Source organism: Paenibacillus terrisolis, from assembly GCF_056171975.1.
In genome coordinates this window covers 71585-97104 of record NZ_JBKFGG010000001.1, presented here as the reverse complement: position 1 = coordinate 97104, position 25520 = coordinate 71585, and the positions used below count along the sequence as shown (strand labels likewise).

The window sequence follows — 25520 nt, the reverse complement described above, 5'->3', positions numbered from 1 at the left end:
TAAAGGAGCGGGAAACAAGACATGGCATCTCGTACATCCGCCCCCCTTGGGGCGGTTTTGATGATTCAAGGGACGGCGTCGGATGTGGGCAAAAGCGTGATTGTAACGGCTTTATGCCGAATTTTCAAACAGGATGGCTTGCGGACGGCGCCGTATAAATCGCAGAATATGGCGCTTAATTCTTACGTTACCTGGGACGGCAAGGAAATCGGCCGAGCCCAGGGCATTCAGGCCGAAGCATGCGGCATTCCGGCAACGACCGATATGAATCCGGTGCTGCTGAAACCGACGGGGGAAATGGCCTCCCAGATCGTCGTCCACGGCAAACCGCTACAGGATCTTAGCGCTGCGGACTACCGGGAGAAATTCCTCCCGCAGGCGAAGCCGTTGGTCATGGAGGCGCTCGGGCGGCTGCGCGGTCAATACGATATCGTCGTGATGGAAGGGGCCGGCAGCCCGGCCGAAATCAATCTGAAACAGCGCGATATCGTAAACATGAATCTGGCCGGCTGGGCCGATGCCCCGGTTATTCTGGCCGCAGACATCGATCGCGGCGGCGTGTTTGCTTTTCTCGTCGGTACGCTGGAACTGCTGGAGCCTGCGGAACGGGCCCGGGTTAAAGGCTTCATCATCAATAAATTCCGCGGCGACCTCTCGCTGCTGCAGCCGGGGCTTGATTGGCTTGAACAGCGCACCGGCATTCCCGTCCTTGGCGTGCTCCCTTATTTGCCCGATTTGGAAATCGAAGCCGAGGATTCGGTCATATTGGACACTTATCCTTCCCGGCCGCAAAAGGATAAGGATGTCGATATCGCCGTGATCCGTTACCCGCGAATTTCCAATTTTACGGATTTTGACGTCCTCGCTGCCGAGTCCGACGTATCGCTCCGTTATGTTGACAAGCTGTCGGAGCTTGGCGATCCGGACATCGTCATTTTGCCGGGAACGAAAGACACGATCGGAGATTTGGATTTTGTGCGTGGACAGCAGTTGGACAAAGGTATCCGGGAGCACATTCTCGGCCGGCCGCATACACAGCTCATCGGGATTTGCGGCGGTTACCAAATGCTGGGCAAGCGGCTGAATGATCCCGATGCGGTGGAATCCAAAGTTTCGCGCGAAGCCGAGGGGCTCGGATGGCTTCCGCTCACGACAACCTTTCTCCCCGGGAAAACGACGGTAAGGGCGGAGGGCAAAGTGGCGACCGCTCACCCTGTTCCGCTTCATCCTTCGGGCAAGCCCATTTCGATCGAAGGTTACGAGATTCACGCCGGGGATACGGCGCTTCTTCCGGGAGCCGATGCCATGAACCTCTTTATGATCCGGAGGCATGGTGAGGAAGAGGAGAGGTATGACGGCTATTCCAGGCCGGATGGCCGCGTATTTGGCACTTACTTGCACGGGTTATTTCATAACGATGAGTGGCGGCGTTCCTGGCTGGATGCGGTGCGTATCGCCAAGGGGCTCGAGCCGCTGGGCACAACCTTTATGGCCGTATCGCGCAAAGAGGCCGCGTTTGACCGCCTCGCCGATCACATTAGGAATCATCTGGATATGGACCGGGTTTATGAAATCGCGGGAATCCGCATGGCAGAGCCGAACTAATTTTGACAAATGGGCCTTTTATGGTATAGCATATAATTACGCTTAGTTTTCGACGAGTAAAGTCGAAAAGCGGGGGAACCATCTTTTGGGGCGAATCGTTGATTGATCACGTAGGGAACCATCTTTCCCGAGCCCGTCAGCTAACCTCGTTTGCAGTGGATGGGTCATAAAGTGCCATTTTAAGCTTTAAGACATTGACCCTTTACGGGGTCTTTTTGTTTTTTATGACCTTTGATCCCGAGATTCGGCGGAATGCTCGTTATTCGCTGCTGCAAGAGGCAGGTTCCCGATGCTTCTTCTTTATGAGTCGCACATTCAAAGGAGGAGATGGTTATGGCACAACCGAAGTATATTACCGACATTGCGAAAGTGAGCGGGTTGTCCGAACGGGAACTCCAAGAGCTGCGTCCCATTACGGACAAATTCGTATTTCGGGCGAACGACTATTATCTGAACTTGATTGACTGGAAAGACCCGCAGGATCCCATCCGAAAGCTCGTTATACCGAATACGGGAGAATTGCGAGAATACGGCCGATGGGATGCTTCCGACGAGGACACCAACTATGTCGTCCCCGGCTGCCAGCACAAATACGGGACGACCGCGCTGCTTATCGTTTCGGAAGTATGCGGCGCTTATTGCCGTTATTGCTTCAGAAAACGATTGTTCCGAAACGATGTGAAAGAAGCGATGGCGGATGTAACCCCGGGCATTGAATACATTTCGCAGCATCCCGAAATCAACAATGTTCTGCTGACCGGAGGAGACAGCCTGATTCTGGCGACAAGCAAGCTTCGTTCGATTCTTGAGCGGCTGCGCGCCATCGAGCATGTAAAAATCATCCGTCTTGGCTCCAAAATCCCCGTCTTTAATCCTATGCGGATATATGAGGACCCCGAATTGCTGGAGCTGATCAAAGAATTTTCCACCGTTGAAAAGCGCATTTATGTCATGGCGCACATCAATCATCCCCGAGAAATTACACCTGAAGCCAAACGTTGCTTCCAAGCTTTGCATGAAGCCGGCGCGATTGTCGTCAACCAAACCCCTGTTCTGAAAGGCATCAACGATGACCCTGCCGTCCTTGGCGAACTGCTGGATAAGCTGTCCTGGGCCGGCGTTACGCCCTACTATTTCTTTATCAACCGTCCGGTTGCCGGAAATTCCGATTTTGTCATTCCTTTGCAAAGAGCATACCGGATTGTGGAGGAGGCTAAAGCCCGAACCTCCGGCCTTGGCAAACGGGTCAGATTATCGATGAGCCATACCTCCGGGAAAATCGAAATTTTAGCTGTCGAAAACGGCTTGGCTTATTTGAAATACCATCAATCCCGCGATCATGAATACGGAAAGTTTATGGTCCTTGAATGCCCGGATGACGCCTCCTGGTTTGACGATCTGCCCGGGAACGAGGCTTATTGGAATAAGCCGAAGAAGAAAGCGGAAGGAATTGCATCCGTGAATGAATTAACCGATATTCATGAAGCCTATTTTCTATAAGCAAAAACGCCCCTCTCGATCAATGGTCGAGAAGGGGCGTTTTTTAATGATTAGGGTCCGATGCAAGCTAGACCTGGAATTTCTCCACGGATTCCTTCAGGGATAAGGCTTGCTCATGCAGCTTGCGGACCGTTTCCGTGTGTAATTTCATTTCTTCCAGCTGTTCGCCGGAATACTGGGCGATTTGCTCCATACTTTGAAGCGATTTGGACGTAATGTTGGCGGATTCCTCGACGGAAGCGGTGACTTCTTCCGTGCCTGCCGATACTTCCTGTGTAGAGGCGGAGACGGATTGAATCGTCAAGTTGATGTTCTGGATCAGCTCCGTCAGCTGTTCGAACGCAAGTCCGGCCTTTTTCACGCGATCCGTGCCGGACACGATTTCATCGCTGGCTTGACGCATGGCGCTTACGGAGTTTTCGGATTCTTCCCGGATGCTGTGCAAATTCTCGGCGATTTCTTCCATGGCGCTTCGCGATTGCTCCGCCAGCTTGCGAACTTCCTCGGCGACGACCGCAAAACCTTTGCCGTGTTCACCGGCGCGCGCGGCTTCGATTGCGGCATTCAAAGCGAGAATATTAATCTGTTTCGTAATTTCCGTGATCGTTCCTACCACAGTCGCGATCGATTCGGAACGTTCATTCAAAACATGGATGTGATCCAGCGTTTTTCCGGCGGCCGCTTCAACGTTTTTCATTTGCTCAATGGCTGTCTGCGCGAGATCGTTGCCCGCACCGGCTTCCTCCGCGGCTTGTCCGATTCTTTCCGTCACTTCGGCTGAAGAAGAAGCGATATGCTGTACGCCTTGCGAAATCTCTTCCATGGCGCGGGCGTTTTCCGCAGCAGCCGAAGCGATCGCCATGCTGCCTTGCTCAATTTCCCGCGTGGCCTTATCGGAACGGGAAATCAGCTCCTGATAAGTGCCCACCGATTTGAACAGATGATCGGAGCCGCCCACAACAGATTGCGAGGTGGCAAGCACTTGGGAGACCATGGCTTTGAGCTGCAAAGTCATCAAATTAAAGCTTCCGGAGAGCTGTGCAACCTCGTCTTTGCCTTTGACATCAAGGCTTTGGCGGAAATCGCCTTGCGCCATTTTTTCGGTGACGACAACCAGCTTTTTGATCGATTTCGTAATCCGCGAACTGCTGAAATAAGCGATTACCAGGCCAACAACGATGACGAAGAGGAAAATCCCCGCGCAAGTCCAAAAAATCTCGTTGCGTTTTTCATCGATAAACGTTGCGTCGATCCCGACCGCCAGCACCGCTTCGCTGCCGGGGATTCCGATATAGGCCGTTTTGTGGGAGCCGTACTTGTCGGAATAAAGCTCGCTGATTTTGACTTCCTTGGCATCTTTCATGGCGCTTTGCACTTCCAGCTTGTCCCCGGGTTTCATCCCGGAATTATCATTGGAGGCCACTACAGTGGCGGCGTCGTTTTGCAGATGAATCAAATAAGCGGAGCCCAACTGGGCTTCTTTTACGCTCTTGGTCAAATAAGATTCGACGGCGAAACGTGAATTTTCCTTCCCGCTCAACAATTGCAGCGACTGGGTGGTGTCCAGACGTTTATAAATATCCTGGGTACTGGTCAACAGCACTTTGTCAAATTGCGGAAGAACGTTTTGATTGATGATTCCCATTGAAATGTTATAAAAACTCACACTAAACAGAAGCGACGACAATACGATGACTACCGCATACGTGGTCATGAACTTACGGCTGATAGAACGATTGATGTTAAACACGGAATCCCCTCTCCAATCTCCCTTAGATTTGAAATTTCTATGTATTGCAATGCTGGTCTAGGCCCATGGTTTTTTAACCGATGGTTCATTAGCTACATTTTATAGGAAAAAAGGCGCTTTGAAAACAATCGATTTACAATTTTCATGTTTTCTTATCATATTTCTACATATGACTTACAGAAAAAAAGGATCTTCGGGCCATAAAAGCAGGCCAAAAGATCCTTTGAATATATCACGTTATGTTAGATATATGTTAACTCCCTAGGGAACGAAGTCAACACGTCAACCCCGGTTTCCGTAACGAGAACGTCGTCTTCGATCCGCACGCCGCCGACTCCAGGGACGTAAATTCCCGGTTCGACGGTAAAAACGTTGCCTTCCGACAGCAAGTATTCATTTTGACCGTGGACGGACGGGAACTCATGGACGTCGATGCCAAGACCGTGGCCAAGGCGATGGGTAAAATAAGGACCGTATCCCGCCGCTTCGATGACGTCCCGTGCGGCTTTGTCGATCGAAGCGAACGTAACGCCAGGCTTGATGGCCCGGATTGCGGTTTGATTGGCTTCAAGCACGGTATTGTAAATTCGGGCGAGTTCGGGGGACAGCTCTCCCAAAGCGAAGACTCGGGTAATATCGGAGGCATAGCCGTCCGCGTACACGCCGATGTCGAACATAATCAAATCCCCCCGGCGGAGCTGACGAGTTCCCGGAGTGCCGTGCGGCAGAGCCGTCTTTTCTCCGGAAAGAACAATCGAATCGAAGGAGGGGCCGTCCGCTCCTTGCTTGCGGATCTGATATTCGACTTCGGCTACAATCTCGTTTTCCGAAGCGCCTTCTTTTACCTTGCGGAGCGTCTCCGTCAGCACCTGTTCGATGAGATGGACGGCATGTCTCATTTTGGCGACTTCTTCGGAGCTTTTATGAACGCGAAGCTCCTGCAGCCATGGACCTACGTCCAAATATCTGGAAAAAGACAAGGTTTCCTGAAGCTGCTCAAAACGGGCCACGGACATTTGCTCTTTTTCAAAACCGATGCTTCCGACCGCTCCTTTCATATGGTTCTTCAGCAGCAGATAGGGATTGTCCGTATCCTGATGGGTAATGATTTCGGAAACGTCCGAAGCCTCCCGAGCCGCCTGCTCGTCAAGCGCGGGCACGATCAGGAAGGGCTCGCTTCCGGATTGCAGCACGGCGCCCAGAAAGCGCTCATGCGGATTGCTCAGGAATCCGGTCAAATAATAAACATGCTTGGGATCGGTAATCAACAGCGTATGTACGCCGGATTCGCGCATTTTTTGCTCCAAATGGATCCATTTCGAATTCATCATCGATTCATCCTTTCTGACAAGCTTTCCTATTTATTATAGGACATATGTCCGGGAAGCGGTAGCTGAGATAGGAGAGGTACCCAGATGCCGCACCGAAAAGAATGCCCCTTTCGATAAAATTTTGATTACGCGGGTTTACTTTTTTTCGATTTTAAATAAAATGGATAGAGTAGATATTCAAATTTGAATAGGGGTAAGGAGTGCATTTTTTTGACGCTCGAGAAAACAAACACAAGATATATCCTGCTAGGCCTGATGCTTGGCATCCTCATGGCGGCTATGGATAACACGATCGTGACGACCGCGATGGGCACGATTGTCGCCGATTTGGGCGGCATGGAGCAGTTCGTATGGGTGACGTCCGCTTATATGGTCACCGTAATGGCGGGAACGCCGATCTTCGGGAAGCTCTCCGATATGTATGGACGGAAACGTTTTTTTCTGTTCGGGATCATCATGTTCCTGGTGGGGTCCGTACTGTGCGGCTTCGCGGGAAGCATCGTGCAGCTCAGTATTTTTCGGGCCATTCAGGGAATCGGCGGCGGGGCGCTCATGCCGATCGCTTTTACGATCATTTACGATATTTTTCCGGTGGAGCAGCGCGGCAAAGTGACCGGTCTGCTTGGGGCCGTTTTTGGCACATCCAGCATATTCGGACCGCTGCTGGGCGCGTTTATTACTGATGCCTTAGGTTGGCATTGGGTATTTTACATCAATGTTCCGATCGGACTTGTCGCGCTGGCGCTTATCGTTGTCAACTATAAGGAATCTCTGACCCATGCCAAGCAGCAGATCGACTGGACCGGGGCTTTCACGCTGATTGGGGCGGTCGTATGCCTCATGTTTGCGCTTGAGCTGGGCGGCGAAAAGTTCGCCTGGAATTCCGGGGTAATTCTTGGCCTGTTCGCCGGGTTTGCCGTTTTGTTCGCCATTTTCCTGCTGGCCGAGCGCAAGAGCAAGGAACCGATCATTTCGTTCAAAATGTTCGAGAACCGGCTTTTTGCCACCAGTAATGTGCTTGCGCTGCTGTACGGCAGCGTGTTTATTGTCGCTACGGTATACATTCCGATTTATGTGCAAGGCGTATTCGGGGGGACGGCGACCAACTCCGGGATCATCCTGATGCCGATGATGATCGGTTCGGTGGCGGGAAGCATGCTGGGAGGAACGCTGGCGACGAGAATACCGTATCGTTCGGTTATGGCGATTTCCGCGGTTTGCTTTGTGGCCGGCATTTTTGCGCTCAGCAGCTTGACGAGCGACACCTCGCGAATTCTGCTTACAGTTTACAGTATTTTGACGGGGTTTGGCGTCGGGTTCTCCTTCTCGGTGCTTGGCATGTCGTCGGTGCATCATTTCGATATGCGGCAGCGCGGGGCGGCCACCTCAACCAATTCCTTTTTGAGATCACTCGGGATGACGCTGGGGATTACGATTTTCGGCATCTTGCAGCGCAACCTTTTGTCGGACAAGATGGCGTCCGCATTTAAAGGAATGGGACAAGCGGGGCAGGCGATCGGAGATCCGCAGGAAGCGCTGAGCCCGGATAAAAGGGCGCTGATCCCTCCGCAAATTTTGGAAAAAATCACGGACGCGCTGTCTTCCTCGATTGCTCATACGTTTATGTGGGCGGTTATTCCGGCGGCTTGCACGGTCCTGGTTGTTCTCGTCATGCCGAAGGACCGGATTATTCGTAGAACGGCCGAGCCCGCCAAACAACAGGGGTAACGATGAAAGCATTGTCCATTCGTTTGTGCATATTGGGCCTGCTGCTTGAAGAAAACCTGCATCCTTACGAAATCCGCATTCGCATGCGAGACCGGTTTATGGACGTGAACGGCAAATTTCAGATCGGTTCGCTTTATTACGCGGTGGACCAGTTAGCCAAAGAGTCGTACATCGAGGCCGTAGAGACGGTTCACAGCGAGAGCCGGCCGGATAAGACCGTTTACCGGATTACGGATAAGGGCAGAGACCATTTTCAAAAGCTGCTGGTCGAGCGGTTCGAAGAATCCGTTCCCGCGTTTCATCCGATGTATATTGCGCTAGCTTTCGCCGGCAAAGGGGATCAGAAGCAGATTGCCGGGATTTTGCGGGAACGGGTAAGGGAAGCCGAATATCAGGCGCAGTATTATCAGGGGATCTTTAGAGATCATGAAGGGAATGTCCCGCGGGGCGTGCTTCATCTAATGGCCGGCTACTACGAGCATGCCAAGACGGAGCTGAATTGGCTGAAGCGGCTGCTTGAAGACGCAGAAGCCGGACGGCTTGATCAATGGGACGCCTTTCTGCTGCCGGGAGACAATTGACGAAGATTTACAAAAAATCCTCCGAAGAAAGCTCAGGAAACGGGCTGTTTCGGAGGATTTTTGCATGGGAACCGCGTTTAACGCAGCTCTTTGACGAGATTCGGAGGCGTTTGACCGCTCAACGCGGCAACGAGATTTTCGGCGGCCAGCATGGCCATCAGAAACCGGGTATGCTCCGTGTTGGAACCGATATGCGGCAGGGTAACGACATTGGGGAGCGATACCAGAGGGTGATCCGCCGAGATGGGCTCCCGCTCGAAAACATCCAGCCCCGCGCCGTAAATTTGTCCGTTTTGGAGCGCGGCGACCATGGCCCGTTCGTCCACCGTTGCGCCGCGGGAAGCGTTCACGAATACGGCCGTCGGTTTCATCAAGGCAAACTCCTGCTCGCCAATCAGCCCGGCCGTTTCCGGCGTTAGCGGCGTCATCAGGACGATGAAATCGGCTTCCTGAAGGAGCTCCGGCAGGGAGCGGTATTCCGCGCCCAAATCGGCTTCGGTCTGAGGCTTGCGGCTGCGGTTATGGTACAGGATGTCCATTTCGAACCCCCGTTTGCCGCGTTTTGCGACAGCCTCGCCGATTTCGCCCATGCCGATGATCCCAAGTTTCTTATGATGCACGTCAAGACCCATCAGATTTTCATCGACGCCGTGTTTCCAGCGGCCTTCCTTTACATAGCGGTCCAGCTCGGACACTCTGCGGGCAACGTCCAGCATAAGCGCAAAGATCAGGTCCGCTACCGTATCGCTTAGCACGGATGGCGTATTTGTTCCGAGAATGCCCCGGCTTTTCATTGCACCGAGGTCAAAATTATTGTAGCCGACGCTCATGGTGCTGACGGCCTTCAAGCGGGGGGCATGATCCAGCAGCTCATCGTTGATTTTGCCGCCCGAGGTCAGCAGGCCGTCCGCGTCGGCCAATCTTTCCAGCAGCTCCGTTCGGGTGATGGGGGAGGAGTCCTCCCATTTGCTGTATTCGCAGTGCCGGGCGATAAACGCCTCAACTTCCGGCGGCACCGGCTTGGCGATAAATACCTTCGGTTTCACGTTCGCCTCTCCTTTCCTGCCTTCACGGCGTTCTTTTACATCCATATTATCAAAAACAGGAGCGGTGCGGTTTAGCGGTTATCGATCTTTTCCGGATACATGTCATGGTTCAGCAGGCGATGCTCCGCCATCGCTTCATATTTGGTGCCGGGGCGGCCGTAGTTGCAGTACGGATCGATCGAGATGCCGCCGCGCGGGGTGAATTTGCCCCAGACCTCGATATACTTCGGGTCCATCAGCTTGATCAAGTCGTTCATGATGATGTTGACGCAGTCTTCGTGGAAATCGCCGTGATTGCGGAAGCTAAACAAATATAGTTTAAGCGATTTGCTTTCAACCATCTTGATGTCGGGAATGTAGCTGATATAAAGGGTCGCAAAATCCGGCTGGCCGGTGATCGGGCACAGGCTGGTGAATTCCGGACAGTTGAATTTCACGAAATAATCCCGGTAGGGGTGTTTATTGTCGAAGCTTTCCAGCACTTCCGGAGCATAGTCGAACGGGTACTTTACGCCCTGGTTGCCCAGCAGCGTCACATCCTGCATTTCTTCCGGTTTTCTTCCGGCCATAGGTGATTCCTCCTTGAGCAATTTAAAATGAACAAATATCCATGATGAATGCTTTATTTTATATATGAAAAAATGGTCAGACTCCTCTTTTGTTTCCCCACACAAGAGCATGCAGCTGAGGCAGCACCCTTACGTTATTCAAGTCCGGCTGAGCCATGACCTGATCGATCAGCGCCTCGTAGCGCCGCAGCAGATCGGAAGCGTGAGAGCTGATATCCATCCGCGTGACATCGGGATTGCCGACCTGCAAATACATCGGTACGGCGGGATAACGCGTATGCACCAGCTTGGCGTAAGCGAGATCGTCGTCGTCAAACACGACGACCTTCAGGCTGAGCGCATACGGCTGAGGCCGATGCGCAAGCTTGGAGACGACGCCGTCCAGCGCGTCCCAGTCGGTCTCCATGCCCGAGCTTGGCGGCTTGGGCGACAGCGTGACCTGCTCGATCTCGGCGAGCCAGTCCTGCCAGCGAGACCCTTGGGTCTCGACGGCCACGGTAATGCCTTCGGCGCGGAGCAGCGCGACCAGCCCGGCAAGCTGGGGCAGGAGGGCGGGATTGCCGCCCGACAGCGTGACATGGGAGAATCGATTGCCGCCGATGCGGCGCAGTTCGTCCCAAATGTCCGCCGGCGTCATGCGGCGGATCGCGTCTTTGGCGCTGCCGTCCCAGGTAAAGGCGGAATCGCACCAAGAACAGCGGTAGTCGCAGCCGGCGGTGCGAACGAACATCGTTTTTTGCCCGATGACCATGCCTTCGCCTTGGACGGTGGGGCCGAATATTTCAAGTACGGGAATCGGAAGCTCGGCGTTACTCATCCAGCATCCACTCCCGTCTGGCTTCGGCGTAGCTCGTAGGCGTCTCGTAGAGGCGGACGAACTCCGTCCGGCCTTCAAGAATCGAATCGCGGTACGGCTCCGATTGCAGCGCCGCTTCCATTTGTTCAAACAGCCATACGACCATATTCTCGGCCGTTGTGTTCATCGGAGGGAGCGTTTCGTTCAAATAACGGTGATCGAGATATCCCTCGATTTCGTTTTTCCAGATTTCCTTGATCATGCCGAAATCGACGGTAATTCCGATGTCATCCGGCAGGCCGCTGATCCCGAACACGACTTTATAAGTATGGCCGTGCAGGTTTTTGCATTTGCCTTCATAAGCATGTAAATGGTGCGAGGCGTCGAAGGTAAACTCTTTGCTGACGAGTACCCGGCGCCGGTGGTATCTCAACTGATGGGCGCCAATGTCTCTGCCCAGCTTTTGCAGCGATTCGACGATGCGAAATTCGCCCGGTGTCCGATTCACTTGGCTCCCGCCTCCTCGCGCGCCCGCAGGTAATTGTCCAGCCCGGCTTTTCTCAGCTTGCAGGCCGGGCATTCGCCGCAGCCGTCGCCGATGATTCCGTTGTAGCAGGTAAGCGTACGCTCCCGGACAAAATCGAAGGCGCCAAGCTCGTCGGCCATTTTCCAGGTGTCGGCCTTATCGATCCACATCAGCGGCGTATGGATGACGAACTCGTAATCCATCGCCAGATTCAAAGTTACGTTCAGCGATTTGACGAAAGAGTCCCGGCAGTCGGGGTATCCGCTGAAGTCGGTCTGGCATACGCCGGTCACGATATGTTTGGCGGAAATGCCTTTGGCGAGCACGGCGGCGAAACTAAGGAACAGATGGTTGCGTCCCTCGACAAACGTGCTCGGAAGCTCGCCCTCCTTATGTTCAATCGGAATGTCGCCGCGGGTCAGCGCGTTTTGCGTCAACTGCCCAAGCAGGCTCATGTCCAGGATCGTATGCTTGATCCCGAGCTCGTCGGCAATCGATTTGGCGCATTCGATCTCCAGCCGGTGCCGCTGTCCATAGTCGAAAGTGACGGCTTCAACTTCCCGGAACTGCTTCATTGCCCAGAACAGGCAGGTGGTGCTATCCTGGCCGCCGCTGAAAACGACGACCGCTTTTTCGTCTTTTAACATAAAAAACCCTCCGTCTTCTTGGAATGGTGAAACCGTAAGGCTGCCGCCTTTCGTTTCATTTAGAAGAAAGAGAGTTCTTGAACTTGCCACAAAAAAACAAGCCCCGTTTGGAAGCGGATGTCCTCGTTAAATCCAAAGAACACCCCCTAAAAGGAGGGCGTATATAGTTTTTTATAGAGGGAGTTCACGAACCTCTCCCATGCGGCCGAAGCTTGGCATGGATCTTCTTCAATTGGATGACCGGCCGATAGCCGCCGGGCACAAGTTACATTATAACACATTTAGCCTATGGTGTAAGCGGCCTTGAATGCGTAATTTTTGACGCGGATCTTACACTGTTTTTGCAATTAACATTTTGTTTACAAAACCGTGTCAGGTAACCGATAATATAGCTAGTTCAATGAAGGAGGGAAAAAAGTGAAAAGAAAGAAATGGTTGGCACTACCCCTGATTCTATTGCTGGTGGCGCTTACGGGCTGTCAGGCCGTAGGCGGATTTGACGTCGGCAAGGTGATTGCGGGGAGCGTAAAACCCGTATCCTCGGAATCCAAACAAACCTTGACCGTTGAGCTTGTGCCGGGAGAAGGGACTTTGACCCCGGAAGACAAGGCGGCCATCGAACTGATCAATTCCTTATCGCTTACAATTGACAGCGCCAAAACCCAGGATAGCCGTACCGCGTCCGTTAAGGGCTCCGTCGGTTTCCAAGGCAACAAAATTCCGTTCCTGCTGTCGATGGACGAGAAGGGACTGGCGCTGCAAGTAGAAGGGGCGAAGCAGCCGCTGTACATATCGCTGGATACTTCGATTCCGGGTATCTCCGATACGAAGAAATATGAAGCGGATGCGCAGAACTTCTCGCTGAAAGCATCGGAATTCGTTTTCAAACACATGCCGAATCCGTCGAATATCTCCGTAAAACAGTCGCAGGAGCAAGTGAACGGCGAGTCGTTGAACTTGACGAATCTGCATGCCGAAATCCGCGGCGACGAGCTGGTAGGTTTGGTGAAACCATTCCTCACGAACGCTTCGCAAGATGAACAGGGCTTGAAAGATCTGATCGGGACGTTTTACGAGTCGTTCTACCCGCTCCTTAGCGTGTTGACCGGAACCGCTCCGGACGAAAGCTTGACTCCCGAAGCCCTTGCGGAATCGAAGGATGCCGTGGTCGAGGAATTGTACACGGAAATCAAACAAGGCTTGGATGAACTTCTGAGCGGCTACGATGAGCAAGTGAAAACGCTGTTCGCCTCCACGCCGGAGCTTTCCACGGTGCTGGGGAAAGATACAACGCTTAAGCTGGACTTTTATTTCGACGGCAAGCTGAACGTTCGCAAGCAAAAAGTGGATCTGAACGTAGCCCTTCCGGCAACTCCGGACTTCCCGCTGAAGGCCATTAAGCTTCACAGCGAAAGCGAACTTTGGAACGTGGGCGGAACGGTAACGACCGACAAAGTCGACACTTCCGCAGGCGTGCTCGACGTGACGAACGGCGAGCTTACTCCAGGCCAAATTTTGCGCAATTTTGCAGCAGTGCCGGCGCTGGATAAAGTGCTGAGAGACGATTTGAATATCGGTCACAAGAATTTCGTGCTGGATTCGCAAAGCGACTATTACAAGGTGATCACCAAAAACAACACCAAGTTCGTGCCGCTTCGCTATATTTCGGATCAATTGGACGCCGATATCCAGTGGAATGGCGGATCCAAGCAATACGTTATTACCGACGACATTACGGGCAAAAAGATTGTTCTGACGCTCGGCTCGAAGCAAGCTGCGGTCGACGGCAAGACGGTAGCTCTGCCTCAGCCGGTATTCGTTCATACGGACGGTTCGACTTATGTGCCGCTCCGCTTTATCGTACAGTCGCTGGGCGCTACGGTGAACATTGATGCCGAAGGCTGGATTACAATCGAACGCAAATAAGAATTGAAGCATTAAAGATTTGTATGGAGGCGGCCCCAACGTCATCGATGATGGCAGGGGGCCGCTTTTGTAGTTTCCAGGCTGATAACGGACAAATCGGATCCTCCATTCTTGGTGAAGTTGGTTGCTGAAACCGGGAGTTCAATGTATAATGATTATCATTATCAATTAGAATAAATGGAGGGTACTGATATCATGACAGCTTTTAAGCATCGCCTTAGGACTTTGGCAGCGGTAGTGCTGCTTACCGGTTTGCTGGCCGCCTGCGGTCAAAACGGAAACACCGCCTCGAACAACGCGGCATCGAACAACGTTGCTCCGTCCACAACGAACAACGTGCAGGCCGAGAACAACACCGCCAAGGAAGGACAAGCCTCTACCAAACTCTATAAAGATTTTAAAGGAGAAGAAGTTGAGATTCCGACGGATCCGCAGCGGATCGTATCGATTACGCATCTGGGGGATTTATTGGCGCTGGGCGTGAAGCCGGTGGGAGCCGGTTCGCTGGCGCTCGACAACTCGGTGCTGCTGCAAAAGGAACTGGAAGGCGTAGAGAGCGTAGGCGACGTTTCCGTAGAGAAGGTGCTCGCGCTTCAGCCCGATCTCATCATCGTGCCGTCGTATTTGCCTGCGGAAACCGTGGAGCAACTGAAAAAAATCGCTCCGGTCGTAACGCTGGCCACGGCCGGCTGGGAGGGCATCGACCCGCTTGAAGAGGTCAAGACGGTTGGCGCTATGCTGGGCCGGGAGCAGCAGGCGGAGGACTTTATCAGTGAATACAAGCAAAAAGCGGAAGAAGCCAAGGCGAAGCTGAAGGAAGTCATCGGCCCTGATGAAACGGTTGGCAGTTACTCGATTTGGGCCAAAAACTTCTGGGTATGGCCGAAAACGAGAGACGCCGGCTATAACTTGTTTGAAATGTTCGGTCTGAAGCCGCTGGAGAAAATCGAGAAGGAAGTATTCCCGGGAACGGGGGCCGATGTCTCGCTTGAGGTGCTGCCGGAATATGCGGCGGACCACATGTTCGTGACGGTTTATGAGCCGGACGGCGGAGCCGAGCGGGCCAAGGAAGTCATGAACGGACCGGTATGGAAGAACATTCCGGCCGTGAAGAACAATCACGTGTACTTGCTGAACTACAAGGAATTCTGGATGGTTGACGGGCTGAATCTGGAAAAACAGCTGGATATTCTCGTCAATTTGGTATTGAGCCAAAATCAAAAGCAATAAACCGGGTAAGCTAAGAACAAGGCCGTCCCCGACTGCTTAGGCGCAGCGGGGAACGGCCTTGTTTTAAATTAAGGTGCAGCTTCCGGTTCTAGACGACCTGCATGTTCATCGTATCCGAAAAAGCCGCAACGTTGTCGAGACGGAGCTCTGGCAGCGGTTTTCCTTCTTTTTGCCCCGATCGCGTAATGAGTTTGGTCACGATTTTATCGAGCAGAGACATTTTGTCCATCTGCAGCTCTCCGCCGAATCCTGCTTTGGCTGTGGCGTGCAGCAGCAGCTCGGACGGAAAGGCGGCCGTCATGAACTGTTCCGTATGGTCATAGTTTCCGCAGCAGATAAACAGGCCCAGCTTTTTGCGTTTTAACTCATCCAAATGGTTCGTGCAGAACTGTTTGCAGGTCTTCTGAAATTGACCGAAGTAAATCGATCCTCCGATGATAACGCTGTCAAAAGAGGAGAGGTCAGGCACTTGATTCTGCTGCAAATCGACAATTTCTACCGGGTCTTTGATTTGCGCAGCCAGTTCTTTGACGCATTTCTCCGTACTTCCGTATTTTCCAGCAAAAACGATCAGCGTACTCATTACTCATTCCCCCGTAATCCGACATTATATTTTCATTATATTGGAAATGATTAGGGGATGAAAGCGACATCGGTCATACGGGGGGGGAGAACCATGAACCGCAAGGTTTACTGAAAAAGAGACCATGCTTTAGCGATTTCTTCCGCATCCAACCGATAACCGATCAACACGAGATAGAAGGGTCCTTCATGGCTGACAGGCTCCCAGTTAAAGCGTTTGCCGGCGAATTGGACGGAATACGGCTGAGCTGTATCGGCGAAACGAACATATCCTTTGGCCCGGAGCAGGTTTGGTCCTTGCTGCTTGATGAACCGTTCCAGCTTGCCCGGCGAGATCGAAAAGGGCTTTGTCTGCGGCAAGCTGATCGTTCCGATCCGGCTGAAAGAAGTCGGTTGCGTGCCCGAAGCTTGGGAGTGATCCATAGACCCGTGAGCGCCGGAGACTACATGGAAGGGGGAGAAGTTTGTCCGTGTTGAAACGGAAGCGGAGGCGACGGATCCATGAATTGGGGTACGGGCAATCCGCTCATGCCGCCGTATACCGGCAAATAAATGAGACAAAGAAATATCCGCGTTAACGGCGTAATGAATTCTCGCCATGTCGTTGTATTTGCCCGTCATTTCCGTGACTTTGGTTTTTTGAGCCGTGCCGACCAAATCGACTTTGTTGACAATCAGCTCGTCGGCGGCGGAGATTTGGCTGCGCAGCGTTGTTACAAGCTGTTTGTCGGAAGCGAAAATGCTGTTGTATTCCAGCGCATGCTCGGCGTCTATCAGGGTAATAACCCTGTGGAGGTATACCGCCCCGATCAATTCCGGTTCTGCGAGCTCCTCGGCGATTTCCTCCGGGTTAGCCACCCCGGTGAGCTCAATGAGCAAGCAGTCGGGACGACTTAAGAGCAGTCTCGATATGGCGCCTTTGATCTCGCTTTTTTTGGTGCAGCAGATGCATCCGTCCAGCAGCTTTTCCACTTCAAAGGGAATAGCCGATGAACGGACGGCCAGCTCGCCGTCAAAATCGCGCTCCCCAAGCTCATTCATTAATACGGCGGGGGTAAGGCCAAGTCTTGCCGACTCGGTCAGGAGCCGCAGCAGCAGGGTCGTTTTCCCGCTGCCCAAAAATCCGCTAAGGATGATAACGGGTACTTTTGCGGGCGGATTCATAAAGGATACCTCCTCACTTAGTTGACAAATCGAAAATATATTTTTAACATGATATCTATTCGTAAGTTCTACGGTTAGAATATATCAGCAGGATAAAGGAGATTTATGTTTAAACTTAGACGCGGAGACATCATACTGATATTGGTCTTGCTGCTGGCGGGTGTAGGCGGACTTTTGTTCAAGCATTTTTATGAAGACAATCGCACCTATAACCCCGCGACGCTGAGCGCCGTGATTACGCTGGACGGCAGACCGTACAAAACGGTTTCCCTCAATGGGGAAGAAGACCAAACCATCGACATGAAGACGAAATACGGACACGATATTCTAAAGGTATACAACCACGGGATCGAGATGGTTTATTCCGATTCTCCCAAAAAAATCGGGGTGAAAATGGGCTTTATTTCGAAGCCGAATGAGGTAATCATCTGCGCCCCGCACCATATTTACGTGGAAGTCGTCAAAAAAGGCGGGACGGAGGAACCGAATCCGGACGGCGTTGATTTTTATGTCCACTAGGAAGGGCCAGACCTAACCTAACCTAACCGCCCAATTGGTGTTCGTCGAAAAATCGCACCGAATCTTCACTCGGATATACGTAAGGCGTAACAGGACGAGGAATTTTCCGGATTTGCCGCGCGGCGACCGTGATAATTTCTTGTCCTTTTAACGTTTGCGTCTTAAGCGTCCCTTCCACCTCGATCCAGGCATCCTCACGAATTTCGGAAAGCGGCTCCCCGGAGGTAATAACCACGCCAAAAGGAGCGGCATCCGCCGTACAGCACAAAACGAGAAACCTTCCCAGCACAAACTCATTATCCTTCAGCGCCATTGCGGGATCATGATAGACAAAGCCGCTTAATTTAACGGCTTTCCCCTGAAATTGCCTTTTGAACAGCTCCATCGCCCCGATCGTTTCCGAAAAAATCTCCGGCTTCACATCGATGACCTCCTCAGGATAAAGCCGTTTGGCCAGCTCCGCGAATTCGGTATTATACTTGTCCGGGGCCTTGAAGACTTGATTCAGCTGCTCGGAGGTGAGCAGGGGCGAGGATAAGTTCATGCCCTTTTGCGCGGCCGCCGCGCTGCCCAGGGCCTGATCGGGGAGCAGAATGCCCAGCGACAGCGGAAACAGGAACAGCCCGTAAACGACGGCGTTTTTCCACATGGAAACGGAGAGAGGACGTTCGCAGTCGCACAGCGTCTGCCCTTTGCGGAGCAAGGCCTGATAGGCTAGGCAAAGCGCCATGATAGCCAGGGGAATCGAGCTATAGTGAATGTAGGGAGCCATCCGGGGAGCCGTATAGTAGGACAACGCTCCGGAACGAGACAAATGCTCGATGTAAACGGAAAAGCCGAACAGAACGACCGATCTGACAAAATAATGCGCGCGGATGACGCGGGGATGGTTCATTCTAAGAAAGTCACCTCCTGACGAAATGAATATTTAGCTTATGCCCGGCAAAAACAGCTTGTCGGCCGCCACGGCGCCGATAAACACGATGGTGCAGATCAGAAACGCCAAATAAACAACGAATTTGGTTTTAAACACGGACAGCAGCATCAAGGTGTTCTTGAAATCGAGCATCGGCCCGAAGACGAGAAAAGCAAGCAGCGAGCCGGCCGAAAAGGTATGCAAAAACGTCGAGGCCACGAAGGCGTCCGATGTGGAGCAGAGCGACAGCACATAAGCGAAGCCCATCATAAAGACGTACGAGCTAAAGGTACCGCTGCCGATGGCGGCGAGATTTTCTTTAGCCACAAACGTCTGAATGCCCGCGGTTAAAATGCAGCCGACGATCAGGTATTTCCCCATTTCGAACACTTCGTCCGCGGCGTGAACGAACACGGCGGCGATTTTACCGCCCTCGTGCTCCTCTTGATGCCGCCGCATCCCCGCGCCGGAGAAAGTCAGCTTGAGCGGCTGATCCTTCCAGGTAACGTAGATGATCGCGCCTATGGCCGCCGACACCGCGAAGGCCAGTCCCATCCGGGCGTAAAGCATCTGCGGATACAGGCGGAAAGCCAGGTAGGTCGCGCTGAAAACGACCGGATTCAGTACAGGGCCCGATAGAATGAACACGACCGCAATGTAGACCGGCATTCCTTTTTGGATCAGCCTGCGGATCAAAGGAATCATGCCGCATTCACATACCGGAAAAACAAGGCCAAGCACGCAAGCGAACAAAATGCCGAGAACGGGATTCTTCGGTATCCAGCGTCGCAGCATTTCGTCTGAGACGAACAGATGCAGCAGGGAGGAGAGCAGGGCTCCGACCAGGATAAACGGCAGGGCTTCGAGCAAAATGCCGATAAAGTTGATTTTGAATGTTTGCACGGCATCGACGGGGAGTTTTTTCATCATAGAAGGGATAAGGACCGTCAGACAAGCAAGCGCAAAGGCGGCGGGGACCAGTATCGGAAGTTGGCGGCTAATCGTTGGTTTGTTCATTTTTTACTCCTTAGTGGACAAAATATCGGGCCTTGAAAAGCTTGGCAGGCTTGGTTAATCATAATAATTACTATTAAGCTCGGCGGCGTTTCAGAACCAAAACGAGAGGAGCAGTCCGAATTATGGTTTGACAAACCCAACGAACAGGGCTTATAGTATGGAAAGTTAATCGTAATAATTACGATTATGAAAAAGGACAGGCGGGAAAGGAGCTTGAAAGCTTGAGTGTAAACAAAATACCGGTCACCGTATTATGCGGATATCTCGGTTCCGGCAAAACGACGCTGCTGAATCACATTTTAAGCAATCGCAAAGGGATGAAGGTCGCTGTTATCGTCAATGACATGAGCGAAATCAACATCGACGCCGAGCTGGTGGGCTCCGGAGCCAATCTGTCGCGTACGGAAGAGAAGCTGGTGGAGCTGTCCAACGGCTGCATCTGCTGCACGCTTCGCGATGATCTGCTCCGTGAAGTTCAAAAGCTGGCCGCGGAAGGCCGCTTCGACTATATCTTGATCGAATCAACCGGGATCAGCGAGCCGGTTCCGATCGCACAAACCTTTTCGTACGAGGATCCGGACACCGGCATCGATTTGACTTCATTGGCCAGACTTGACTGCATGGTAACGGTGGTGGACGCCTTCAGATTCTGGCATGATTTTTCTTCCGGCGAGAGCTTGCTGGAACGGGGACAGGCAACGGGAGAGCAGGACACCCGGGATGTTGTGGATCTGCTGATCGACCAGATTGAAACCTGCGATGTTCTGATTCTGAATAAATGCGACCTGGTGGAGGAGGAAGAGCTGAATCAGCTTGAGGGCGTGCTGCGCAAGCTGCAGCCGACCTCCAAAATCATCAGGGCGGTAAACGCCGAGGTGGAGCCGGAGGCCATCCTGAACACCGGACTGTTTGATTTTGAAAAAGCGAGCATGTCCGCGGGTTGGATCCGGGAGCTTGAGCAAGAGAACCATACGCCGGAGACGGAAGAGTACGGAATCAGCTCGTTCGTGTACCGTCGAGTGAGACCCTTCCATCCGGAGCGGCTCGCCCGGTTCATGACGGAATGGCCGGAAGAGGTGGTTAGAGCGAAGGGGCTTGCCTGGGTGGCGGTGCAGCCGGATCTGGCGGCAAGCTTGAGCCAGGCGGGACCGTCGATCCAGTTCGGACCGGCCGGCTATTGGCTGGCGACGATGCCGGAGGATCAGCGGAGCGATGTCTTTGAAAATGAGCCTGAAGTGCTGGAGAAGTGGGATGAAACCTGGGGAGACCGCATGAATGAACTTGTCTTCATCGGGGTCGATATGAACCGCCCCGAAATCGAGGCGCTTTTGGATGAATGTTTGCTGACGGACCAGGAGCTCGCCGCGGACTGGTCGTCTTTTCACAATCCACTGCCGTGGGTTACGGAAGAAGAGGTTAACTGGGGTTAATTCGAAAAGGAGGCTGTTCAAATGCGGGTAGTCATTACTTTGGCATGTACGGAATGCGGAGACCGGAACTATACGACGACCAAAAATAAGAAAACACATCCGGAGCGGCTGGAACTGCGGAAATATTCTCCGAGACTGCGCAAATATACGATTCACCGGGAAACGAGATAAAGGCTGAATTGTTACCTTTATTAATCGTAATCATTACGCATAACGAAAAGAAGGGTTCTGCATGATTTTATCTTCCATGGAAAATGTGGTGTTTGGATACGGAGACGTTCCCGTTCTGCACGGAATTACGCTGGAGATTCATACCGGAGAATTCATCGGAATCACGGGGCCTAACGGCGCGGCCAAAACGACGCTGCTGAAGCTGATGCTGGGGCTGCTGAAGCCCTGGAGCGGGACGGTGAGCATTCACGAGGAAGAGCTGAGCGGCCGGAAGCTGAGCATCGGATACGTTCCACAGCAGGTGTCCTCTTTCAATAGCGGGTTTCCGAGTCATGTGCTGGAATTGGTCAAATCGGGCTGTTATCCCCGCTTGGGCCTGTTCAAAAGGTTCACGCCGGAACAGGATGCGATTGTCGAGAAAAGTTTGAAGCAGGTCGGCATGTGGGAATATCGCCATCATAAAATCGGCGAACTGTCAGGAGGGCAGAAGCAACGGATCTGCATCGCCAGAGCACTGGCAGGTCAGCCTGAAGTGCTGGTCTTGGATGAGCCCACGGCGGGAATGGACCAAGAGAGCAGACAAGGATTTTACCGGCTGATGCGCCATTACGTTACTTCACACGGCATGACGGTGATCATGGTGACCCACGGGCTTGAGGAGACGGGAGAATTCCTGGACCGCATCATCACGCTTGAGCAAAAAGAAAGCGAGGAGTGGAAATGTTTGAGTACGAGTTCATGCAGCGTGCGTTTTGGGCCGGAGCTTTTATCGGAGTAATCGCGCCGGTGCTGGGGGTGTATCTGATGCTGCGGCGCCAGGCGTTGATGGCCGATACGCTTTCGCATGTTTCGCTTGCCGGGGTGGCGCTCGGCTCGGTGCTGCACTGGAACCCGTCCCTGTCCGGATTTATCGTGGCGGTGATCGGCGGGCTGCTGATCGAGCAGCTTCGGCGTACATACCGGACGTACAGCGAGGTTCCGGTTGCGATCATCATGACCTCGGGACTCGCGCTGGCCGTTGTCCTGATGAGTCTTCGCAGCAATCTCAGCAAAAGCTTCAGCGCTTATCTGTTCGGATCGATCGTCGCCGTCAGCGATACGCAGTTATGGCTCATGGGAGGTGTGGCGGTGATCGGCGCGGTCTATTTCTGGGCTTTGAAAAGACCGCTGTACAGCCTGACCTTCGATGAAGAAACCGCGCAGATCGGCGGTGTTCCGGTGAGATGGCTGTCGTTCTCGTTTGCCGTGTTCACCGGCATGACGGTGGCGGCGGCGATGCCGGTCGTCGGCGTGCTGCTGGTGTCTTCGTTAATGGTGCTGCCCGCTTCGCTGTCGCTGCGCCTGGCCAAAGGGTTCGCGTCAGCGGTTATGCTGTCCGTCCTGCTTGGACTGGCGGGGATTTTCAGCGGCTTGACCGCTTCGTATTACGTTAATACGCCGCCGGGGGGAACGATAGCGCTGATTTTGCTGCTGTTTCTGCTCATCGGCATCACGTTTCAAAAGGCTCGGCTTCGGCTTGGCCGGAGAAAAGGATCTGCTGTTTTTTCATATTCAAAGGAGAGTGGAGAAAATGAGGTTAAAAAGGCAAGTAGTTCTCGTTTTATTGTTTAGTTTGATTCTGGTTCTGGCGGGCTGCGGAGCCAATGGAAACAGCGGCAGCGCATCGTCGAACGCGGGAGCGAATTCCCCCGCTAATGCTTCGGACGGCGCCAATCAAGCCGGCGCGGGGGATGGCGCGGCGAAGGACAGTAAGCTGAACATTCAGGTCAGCTTTTACCCGATGTACGAATTCACCAAAAATGTGGCCGGAGATTTGGCCGACGTGGAAACGCTGATCCCGGCCGGCGTCGAACCTCATGATTGGGAGCCGACGCCGCAGGACATCCGCAAAATCGCCGATTCCGATGTGCTGGTCTACAACGGCGCCGGGATGGAAGGATGGATCGATCAGGTGAAATCGGCCGTCGCCGACGGCGGTAAGCTGGTCACGGTTGAGGCAAGCCAAGGGCTGGAACTGATGGAAGGCGTGGAGGAAGAAGAGGAGCATGATGGGGAGGCCGCGGAAGGCAGCGGCGAGGAACATAGCGGGCTGGACCCTCATGTATGGCTGGCCCCTAAGCTCGCGATCGAGGAGGTCCGCCACATCGAAGCGGGACTGTCGGAAGCGGCACCGGAGCATGCTGAGGCGTTCAAGCAAAATGCGGACGCTTATGTTGCCAAGCTGGAGCAGCTCGATAAGGAATTCGCCGATGAACTCGCTAATCCGAAGCGGAAGGATTTCATCACGCAGCATGCTGCTTTTGGCTATCTTGCCAAGCAATACGGGCTGACGCAAGTGCCGATCGCGGGACTGTCGCCCGAACAGGAGCCGTCCGCCGAGCAAATGGCGGAAGTGGTGAAGTTTGCGAAGGAGCACCAAGTCAAAACGATTTTCTTCGAAACGCTCGTCTCCTCCAAGGTAGCGGACACGATCGCCAAGGAGATCGGCGCCAAAGCGGCGGTGCTGAATCCGATCGAAGGACTTACCGCTGAGGATGAGGCTAATCACCTCGATTATCTGGGTCTGATGCGCCAAAACCTGGAATCGCTGAAGACGGCGCTGAACGAGTAAGGCGGAAAATGAGTGTGGAGACGTCCCCCTTGCGAGCAGAGTGTAAGGAGCACTTCGGATGATATCTGACGCGTAGGGGAAAGCGGCTCATTCGGCGCAGTTTGGCGCGATGAGCACACGAAAAGAGCAGGATAAGAGCAGGATAAGAGCAGGATAAGAGCAGGATAAGAGCACATAAGAGCAGAACATCAAAGAGCGGGGGAATCTTGCATTTTTTGCAACATTCTCAATGGAAACTAGGGGATATCACCAAAATGTTGTAAAAATAGCAGCATTTTTACGCCTGAAGGACGAATTTGGCCGTAAATTACTGGAAATGTTGTATCCCGTACAACATTACTGCCGCGGACTACCGTAAACAGCAGAAAATTTTGCACTTCATACAACTTTTTTAAACGCACTGTTATGAAAACACTCTTTATGGGAGTTGTCCTTGCCGAGCAATATGGCTTAGGGCAGCTTCTTACTTTTTAAGTCCACCGGGCAAGCATTACGCCGCAAGGCAGCGATCCCGTCTATGTTCTGTCGTCAAGGGAACCGGCGGAGATATTTTTACCGTAAAAAATTTCATCCATCTCGGTAACCAGCCTTGCCGTAATCTCTTTTTGCTCCTCGTCGTTCAACTGGTCCATGGTATATCCGAACAAATAGTTGTTCAGGTCGAACTCTTTCAGCTTGCATTTGGTGTGGAAAATATGCTCCTGATACACGTTTACGTCGATCATTTGATAACGCTTGATCACTTGCGCCGGAATGTAGTTTTGGATGGAGCTGATGTCATGGTCGATGAACAGCTTATGCCCGCTGATATCGCGGGTGAAGCCGCGGACGCGGTAATCGATCGTCATAATGTCGGTGTCGAAAGAATGAATGAGATAATTCAGCGCTTTGAGCGGAGAAATTTCCCCGCAAGTGGAGACGTCGATATCCGCCCGGAATGTGCTGATGCCTTCGTTCGGGTCATATTCGGGGTACGTGTGTACGGTGATGTGGCTTTTGTCGAGCTGCATGACCACGGACTCGGGCAGCGGCCCGGGGGATTCGTCGAAAGATTCGGTTGGAACCTCGACCACGGGACCTTCGGAGACGAGCATGGTGACGCTGGCCCCTTGGGGAACGTAATCCTGTCTGGCGATATTCAAAACGTGGGCCCCAATGATATCGGACACCGTGCGCAAAATGCCGGCAAGCCGGTCGGAATTGTACTGCTCGTCGACATAAGCGATATAAGCTTCGCGTTCCTGTTTAGTCCGAGTGTAGCACACATCGTACATATTAAAGCTCAGGGTTTTGGTCAAATTGTTGAACTCATGCAGCTGGATTCGCTGTTCCGGCGTCAGTTTCATAGAAGAGCCTCCCGACATGTCTGGGTGTACCCTATTTTTATGCCCATTCCGGCCGGAAAAAAACGCAGTTCCTTGCATCCTTGGCCCGTGAAAATCCGATTCTTCGTTATCAATAACCAAGCACGCGCCAATCGTGCCATTTCTCCGGCGGATTCACCGTGTAAATTTCGTTTTCCCGGCTCATGAACTCGTGGATGATAAATTCGCGGCGGAGCGTGGCGTAATCCTCGTCATAACGCCGTACAAAGGCATTGATCTCCATTTCGGTATACGTTCGCTCCGGGTCAAGCATGGAGACGAGATGTTCCAGCACGATCAGCTTTTTCTTGAGCTGAACCGGCCAATACCTGAGCCTCCCATCCTGGGTGAAAAAATTCCGCACTACGCGTTCCTTTATTTTTACTTGTTGATCTTCCATCGTACAAATACCACCTCACAGCAGGATTTTAGCCGTAAATCTAATTTGATGTTAATTTAATTAGATAATAATCTAATATGCTTTGGCTGTCAATTCACCATGCGTATTGCA

25 protein-coding genes and 2 riboswitches are annotated in these 25520 nt (G+C 52.7%); of the genes, 12 read left to right on the top strand and 13 right to left on the bottom strand.

Annotated elements, in window-relative coordinates; translation table 11 throughout:
- Window positions 1-21: 21 nt before the first annotated feature.
- Together ACI48K_RS00465 and ACI48K_RS00460 are read left to right on the top strand one after the other, a co-directional pair.
- Window positions 22-1605: a cobyric acid synthase gene (locus ACI48K_RS00465; protein ID WP_475025594.1), complete on the top strand. Its 1584-nt coding sequence runs from the start codon at window positions 22-24 to the stop codon at window positions 1603-1605.
- A 29-nt stretch (window positions 1606-1634) separates the two neighbouring features.
- A riboswitch (cyclic di-AMP (ydaO/yuaA leader) is annotated at window positions 1635-1775 on the top strand.
- A gap of 163 nt (window positions 1776-1938) precedes the next feature.
- Entirely contained in the window at window positions 1939-3105 is a 1167-nt protein-coding gene (locus ACI48K_RS00460; RefSeq protein WP_475025593.1) for a KamA family radical SAM protein, read from the top strand.
- A 67-nt stretch (window positions 3106-3172) separates the two neighbouring features.
- On the opposite strand, the gene ACI48K_RS00455 is transcribed toward ACI48K_RS00460, so the two are convergent.
- A complete protein-coding gene (locus tag ACI48K_RS00455; RefSeq protein WP_475025592.1) occupies window positions 3173-4855 on the bottom strand; it encodes a methyl-accepting chemotaxis protein in 1683 nt (560 codons plus the stop codon).
- 242 nt (window positions 4856-5097) lie between these two features.
- Entirely contained in the window at window positions 5098-6183 is a 1086-nt protein-coding gene (locus ACI48K_RS00450; protein WP_475026024.1) for a M24 family metallopeptidase, read from the bottom strand.
- A 213-nt stretch (window positions 6184-6396) separates the two neighbouring features.
- Between ACI48K_RS00450 and ACI48K_RS00445 the strand changes: the two genes are divergently transcribed.
- A complete protein-coding gene (locus ACI48K_RS00445) occupies window positions 6397-7914 on the top strand; it encodes an MDR family MFS transporter (protein WP_475025591.1) in 1518 nt (505 codons plus the stop codon).
- 2 nt (window positions 7915-7916) lie between these two features.
- Window positions 7917-8495 (top strand): PadR family transcriptional regulator, encoded by a 579-nt coding sequence (locus tag ACI48K_RS00440; RefSeq protein WP_475025590.1) that lies wholly within the window; start codon window positions 7917-7919, stop codon window positions 8493-8495.
- 77 nt (window positions 8496-8572) lie between these two features.
- On the opposite strand, the gene ACI48K_RS00435 is transcribed toward ACI48K_RS00440, so the two are convergent.
- The 5 genes from ACI48K_RS00435 to queC all read right to left on the bottom strand — a co-directional run bounded on the left by ACI48K_RS00435 (window position 8573) and on the right by queC (window position 12079).
- Window positions 8573-9586 (bottom strand): 2-hydroxyacid dehydrogenase, encoded by a 1014-nt coding sequence (locus tag ACI48K_RS00435; protein ID WP_475025589.1) that lies wholly within the window; start codon window positions 9584-9586, stop codon window positions 8573-8575.
- A 26-nt stretch (window positions 9587-9612) separates the two neighbouring features.
- Window positions 9613-10110, bottom strand: a complete 498-nt coding sequence (gene queF, locus ACI48K_RS00430; protein WP_475025588.1) for a preQ(1) synthase — start codon at window positions 10108-10110, stop codon at window positions 9613-9615.
- A gap of 76 nt (window positions 10111-10186) precedes the next feature.
- Window positions 10187-10927 carry a 7-carboxy-7-deazaguanine synthase QueE gene (queE, locus tag ACI48K_RS00425; protein WP_475025587.1) on the bottom strand — a complete coding sequence of 247 codons (741 nt, stop codon included), beginning with the start codon at window positions 10925-10927 and terminating at the stop codon, window positions 10187-10189.
- Window positions 10920-11414 (bottom strand): 6-carboxytetrahydropterin synthase QueD, encoded by a 495-nt coding sequence (gene queD / locus ACI48K_RS00420; protein ID WP_475025586.1) that lies wholly within the window; start codon window positions 11412-11414, stop codon window positions 10920-10922. Before queD ends, queE begins: the two co-directional genes overlap by 8 nt.
- Window positions 11411-12079, bottom strand: a complete 669-nt coding sequence (gene queC, locus ACI48K_RS00415; RefSeq protein WP_475025585.1) for a 7-cyano-7-deazaguanine synthase QueC — start codon at window positions 12077-12079, stop codon at window positions 11411-11413. The genes queD and queC overlap by 4 nt, the downstream gene beginning before the upstream one ends.
- 157 nt (window positions 12080-12236) lie before the next feature.
- Window positions 12237-12280, bottom strand: a riboswitch (PreQ1 riboswitch).
- 216 nt (window positions 12281-12496) lie between these two features.
- Here queC and ACI48K_RS00410 point away from each other — a divergent pair.
- On the top strand, window positions 12497-14005 hold the full coding sequence (locus ACI48K_RS00410) for a copper amine oxidase N-terminal domain-containing protein (RefSeq protein WP_475025584.1): 1509 nt from the start codon (window positions 12497-12499) through the stop codon (window positions 14003-14005).
- A gap of 195 nt (window positions 14006-14200) precedes the next feature.
- Window positions 14201-15235, top strand: a complete 1035-nt coding sequence (locus ACI48K_RS00405; RefSeq protein WP_475025583.1) for an ABC transporter substrate-binding protein — start codon at window positions 14201-14203, stop codon at window positions 15233-15235.
- An 88-nt stretch (window positions 15236-15323) separates the two neighbouring features.
- Here ACI48K_RS00405 and ACI48K_RS00400 read toward each other — a convergent pair whose 3' ends face one another.
- Both ACI48K_RS00400 and ACI48K_RS00395 read right to left on the bottom strand, forming a co-directional pair.
- Window positions 15324-15818, bottom strand: a complete 495-nt coding sequence (locus tag ACI48K_RS00400; RefSeq protein WP_475025582.1) for a flavodoxin domain-containing protein — start codon at window positions 15816-15818, stop codon at window positions 15324-15326.
- 107 nt (window positions 15819-15925) lie between these two features.
- Window positions 15926-16981 carry a CobW family GTP-binding protein gene (locus tag ACI48K_RS00395; protein WP_475025581.1) on the bottom strand — a complete coding sequence of 352 codons (1056 nt, stop codon included), beginning with the start codon at window positions 16979-16981 and terminating at the stop codon, window positions 15926-15928.
- A 105-nt stretch (window positions 16982-17086) separates the two neighbouring features.
- Between ACI48K_RS00395 and ACI48K_RS00390 the strand changes: the two genes are divergently transcribed.
- The gene (locus ACI48K_RS00390) at window positions 17087-17500 is read left to right on the top strand and encodes a NusG domain II-containing protein (RefSeq protein WP_475025580.1); all 414 of its coding nucleotides are present in this window, start codon (window positions 17087-17089) and stop codon (window positions 17498-17500) included.
- Between the two features lie 22 nt (window positions 17501-17522).
- On the opposite strand, the gene ACI48K_RS00385 is transcribed toward ACI48K_RS00390, so the two are convergent.
- Both ACI48K_RS00385 and ACI48K_RS00380 read right to left on the bottom strand, forming a co-directional pair.
- A complete protein-coding gene (locus ACI48K_RS00385) occupies window positions 17523-18395 on the bottom strand; it encodes a TIGR03943 family putative permease subunit (protein WP_475025579.1) in 873 nt (290 codons plus the stop codon).
- Between the two features lie 33 nt (window positions 18396-18428).
- Window positions 18429-19433, bottom strand: a complete 1005-nt coding sequence (locus ACI48K_RS00380; RefSeq protein WP_475025578.1) for a permease — start codon at window positions 19431-19433, stop codon at window positions 18429-18431.
- Window positions 19434-19654: 221 nt separating this feature from the next.
- Here ACI48K_RS00380 and ACI48K_RS00375 point away from each other — a divergent pair, with 221 nt between their 5' ends.
- The 5 genes from ACI48K_RS00375 (at window position 19655) to ACI48K_RS00355 (ending at window position 23645) form a co-directional block, all read left to right on the top strand.
- Window positions 19655-20863 (top strand): GTP-binding protein, encoded by a 1209-nt coding sequence (locus tag ACI48K_RS00375; protein WP_475025577.1) that lies wholly within the window; start codon window positions 19655-19657, stop codon window positions 20861-20863.
- A 21-nt stretch (window positions 20864-20884) separates the two neighbouring features.
- Window positions 20885-21034 carry a 50S ribosomal protein L33 gene (rpmG, locus tag ACI48K_RS00370; protein ID WP_009226082.1) on the top strand — a complete coding sequence of 50 codons (150 nt, stop codon included), beginning with the start codon at window positions 20885-20887 and terminating at the stop codon, window positions 21032-21034.
- Window positions 21035-21095: 61 nt separating this feature from the next.
- The gene (locus ACI48K_RS00365) at window positions 21096-21812 is read left to right on the top strand and encodes a metal ABC transporter ATP-binding protein (RefSeq protein WP_475025576.1); all 717 of its coding nucleotides are present in this window, start codon (window positions 21096-21098) and stop codon (window positions 21810-21812) included.
- Window positions 21755-22645 carry a metal ABC transporter permease gene (locus tag ACI48K_RS00360; protein ID WP_475025575.1) on the top strand — a complete coding sequence of 297 codons (891 nt, stop codon included), beginning with the start codon at window positions 21755-21757 and terminating at the stop codon, window positions 22643-22645. The genes ACI48K_RS00365 and ACI48K_RS00360 overlap by 58 nt, the downstream gene beginning before the upstream one ends.
- Window positions 22605-23645, top strand: a complete 1041-nt coding sequence (locus ACI48K_RS00355) for a metal ABC transporter substrate-binding protein (RefSeq protein WP_475025574.1) — start codon at window positions 22605-22607, stop codon at window positions 23643-23645. The genes ACI48K_RS00360 and ACI48K_RS00355 overlap by 41 nt, the downstream gene beginning before the upstream one ends.
- A 515-nt stretch (window positions 23646-24160) precedes the next feature.
- On the opposite strand, the gene speD is transcribed toward ACI48K_RS00355, so the two are convergent.
- Both speD and ACI48K_RS00345 read right to left on the bottom strand, forming a co-directional pair.
- Entirely contained in the window at window positions 24161-24991 is an 831-nt protein-coding gene (gene speD, locus ACI48K_RS00350; RefSeq protein ID WP_475025573.1) for an adenosylmethionine decarboxylase, read from the bottom strand.
- A 109-nt stretch (window positions 24992-25100) separates the two neighbouring features.
- Window positions 25101-25409: a DUF2087 domain-containing protein gene (locus ACI48K_RS00345; protein WP_475025572.1), complete on the bottom strand. Its 309-nt coding sequence runs from the start codon at window positions 25407-25409 to the stop codon at window positions 25101-25103.
- Between the last annotated feature and the right edge of the window lie 111 nt (window positions 25410-25520).

Coding starts and splice junctions, on each gene's coding strand:
- ACI48K_RS00440 (WP_475025590.1), top strand. CDS start 7,917: ATGAAAGCATTGTCCATTCGTTTGTGCATATTGGGCCTGCTGCTTGAA.
- ACI48K_RS00360 (WP_475025575.1), top strand. CDS start 21,755: ATGTTTGAGTACGAGTTCATGCAGCGTGCGTTTTGGGCCGGAGCTTTT.
- ACI48K_RS00460 (WP_475025593.1), top strand. CDS start 1,939: ATGGCACAACCGAAGTATATTACCGACATTGCGAAAGTGAGCGGGTTG.
- ACI48K_RS00450 (WP_475026024.1), bottom strand. CDS start 6,183: ATGAATTCGAAATGGATCCATTTGGAGCAAAAAATGCGCGAATCCGGC.
- ACI48K_RS00355 (WP_475025574.1), top strand. CDS start 22,605: ATGAGGTTAAAAAGGCAAGTAGTTCTCGTTTTATTGTTTAGTTTGATT.
- ACI48K_RS00400 (WP_475025582.1), bottom strand. CDS start 15,818: ATGAGTACGCTGATCGTTTTTGCTGGAAAATACGGAAGTACGGAGAAA.
- rpmG (WP_009226082.1), top strand. CDS start 20,885: ATGCGGGTAGTCATTACTTTGGCATGTACGGAATGCGGAGACCGGAAC.
- queC (WP_475025585.1), bottom strand. CDS start 12,079: ATGTTAAAAGACGAAAAAGCGGTCGTCGTTTTCAGCGGCGGCCAGGAT.
- ACI48K_RS00465 (WP_475025594.1), top strand. CDS start 22: ATGGCATCTCGTACATCCGCCCCCCTTGGGGCGGTTTTGATGATTCAA.
- ACI48K_RS00435 (WP_475025589.1), bottom strand. CDS start 9,586: ATGGATGTAAAAGAACGCCGTGAAGGCAGGAAAGGAGAGGCGAACGTG.
- ACI48K_RS00345 (WP_475025572.1), bottom strand. CDS start 25,409: ATGGAAGATCAACAAGTAAAAATAAAGGAACGCGTAGTGCGGAATTTT.
- queE (WP_475025587.1), bottom strand. CDS start 10,927: ATGAGTAACGCCGAGCTTCCGATTCCCGTACTTGAAATATTCGGCCCC.
- ACI48K_RS00390 (WP_475025580.1), top strand. CDS start 17,087: ATGTTTAAACTTAGACGCGGAGACATCATACTGATATTGGTCTTGCTG.
- ACI48K_RS00385 (WP_475025579.1), bottom strand. CDS start 18,395: ATGAACCATCCCCGCGTCATCCGCGCGCATTATTTTGTCAGATCGGTC.
- queF (WP_475025588.1), bottom strand. CDS start 10,110: ATGGCCGGAAGAAAACCGGAAGAAATGCAGGATGTGACGCTGCTGGGC.
- ACI48K_RS00380 (WP_475025578.1), bottom strand. CDS start 19,433: ATGAACAAACCAACGATTAGCCGCCAACTTCCGATACTGGTCCCCGCC.
- ACI48K_RS00405 (WP_475025583.1), top strand. CDS start 14,201: ATGACAGCTTTTAAGCATCGCCTTAGGACTTTGGCAGCGGTAGTGCTG.
- ACI48K_RS00395 (WP_475025581.1), bottom strand. CDS start 16,981: ATGAATCCGCCCGCAAAAGTACCCGTTATCATCCTTAGCGGATTTTTG.
- speD (WP_475025573.1), bottom strand. CDS start 24,991: ATGAAACTGACGCCGGAACAGCGAATCCAGCTGCATGAGTTCAACAAT.
- ACI48K_RS00365 (WP_475025576.1), top strand. CDS start 21,096: ATGATTTTATCTTCCATGGAAAATGTGGTGTTTGGATACGGAGACGTT.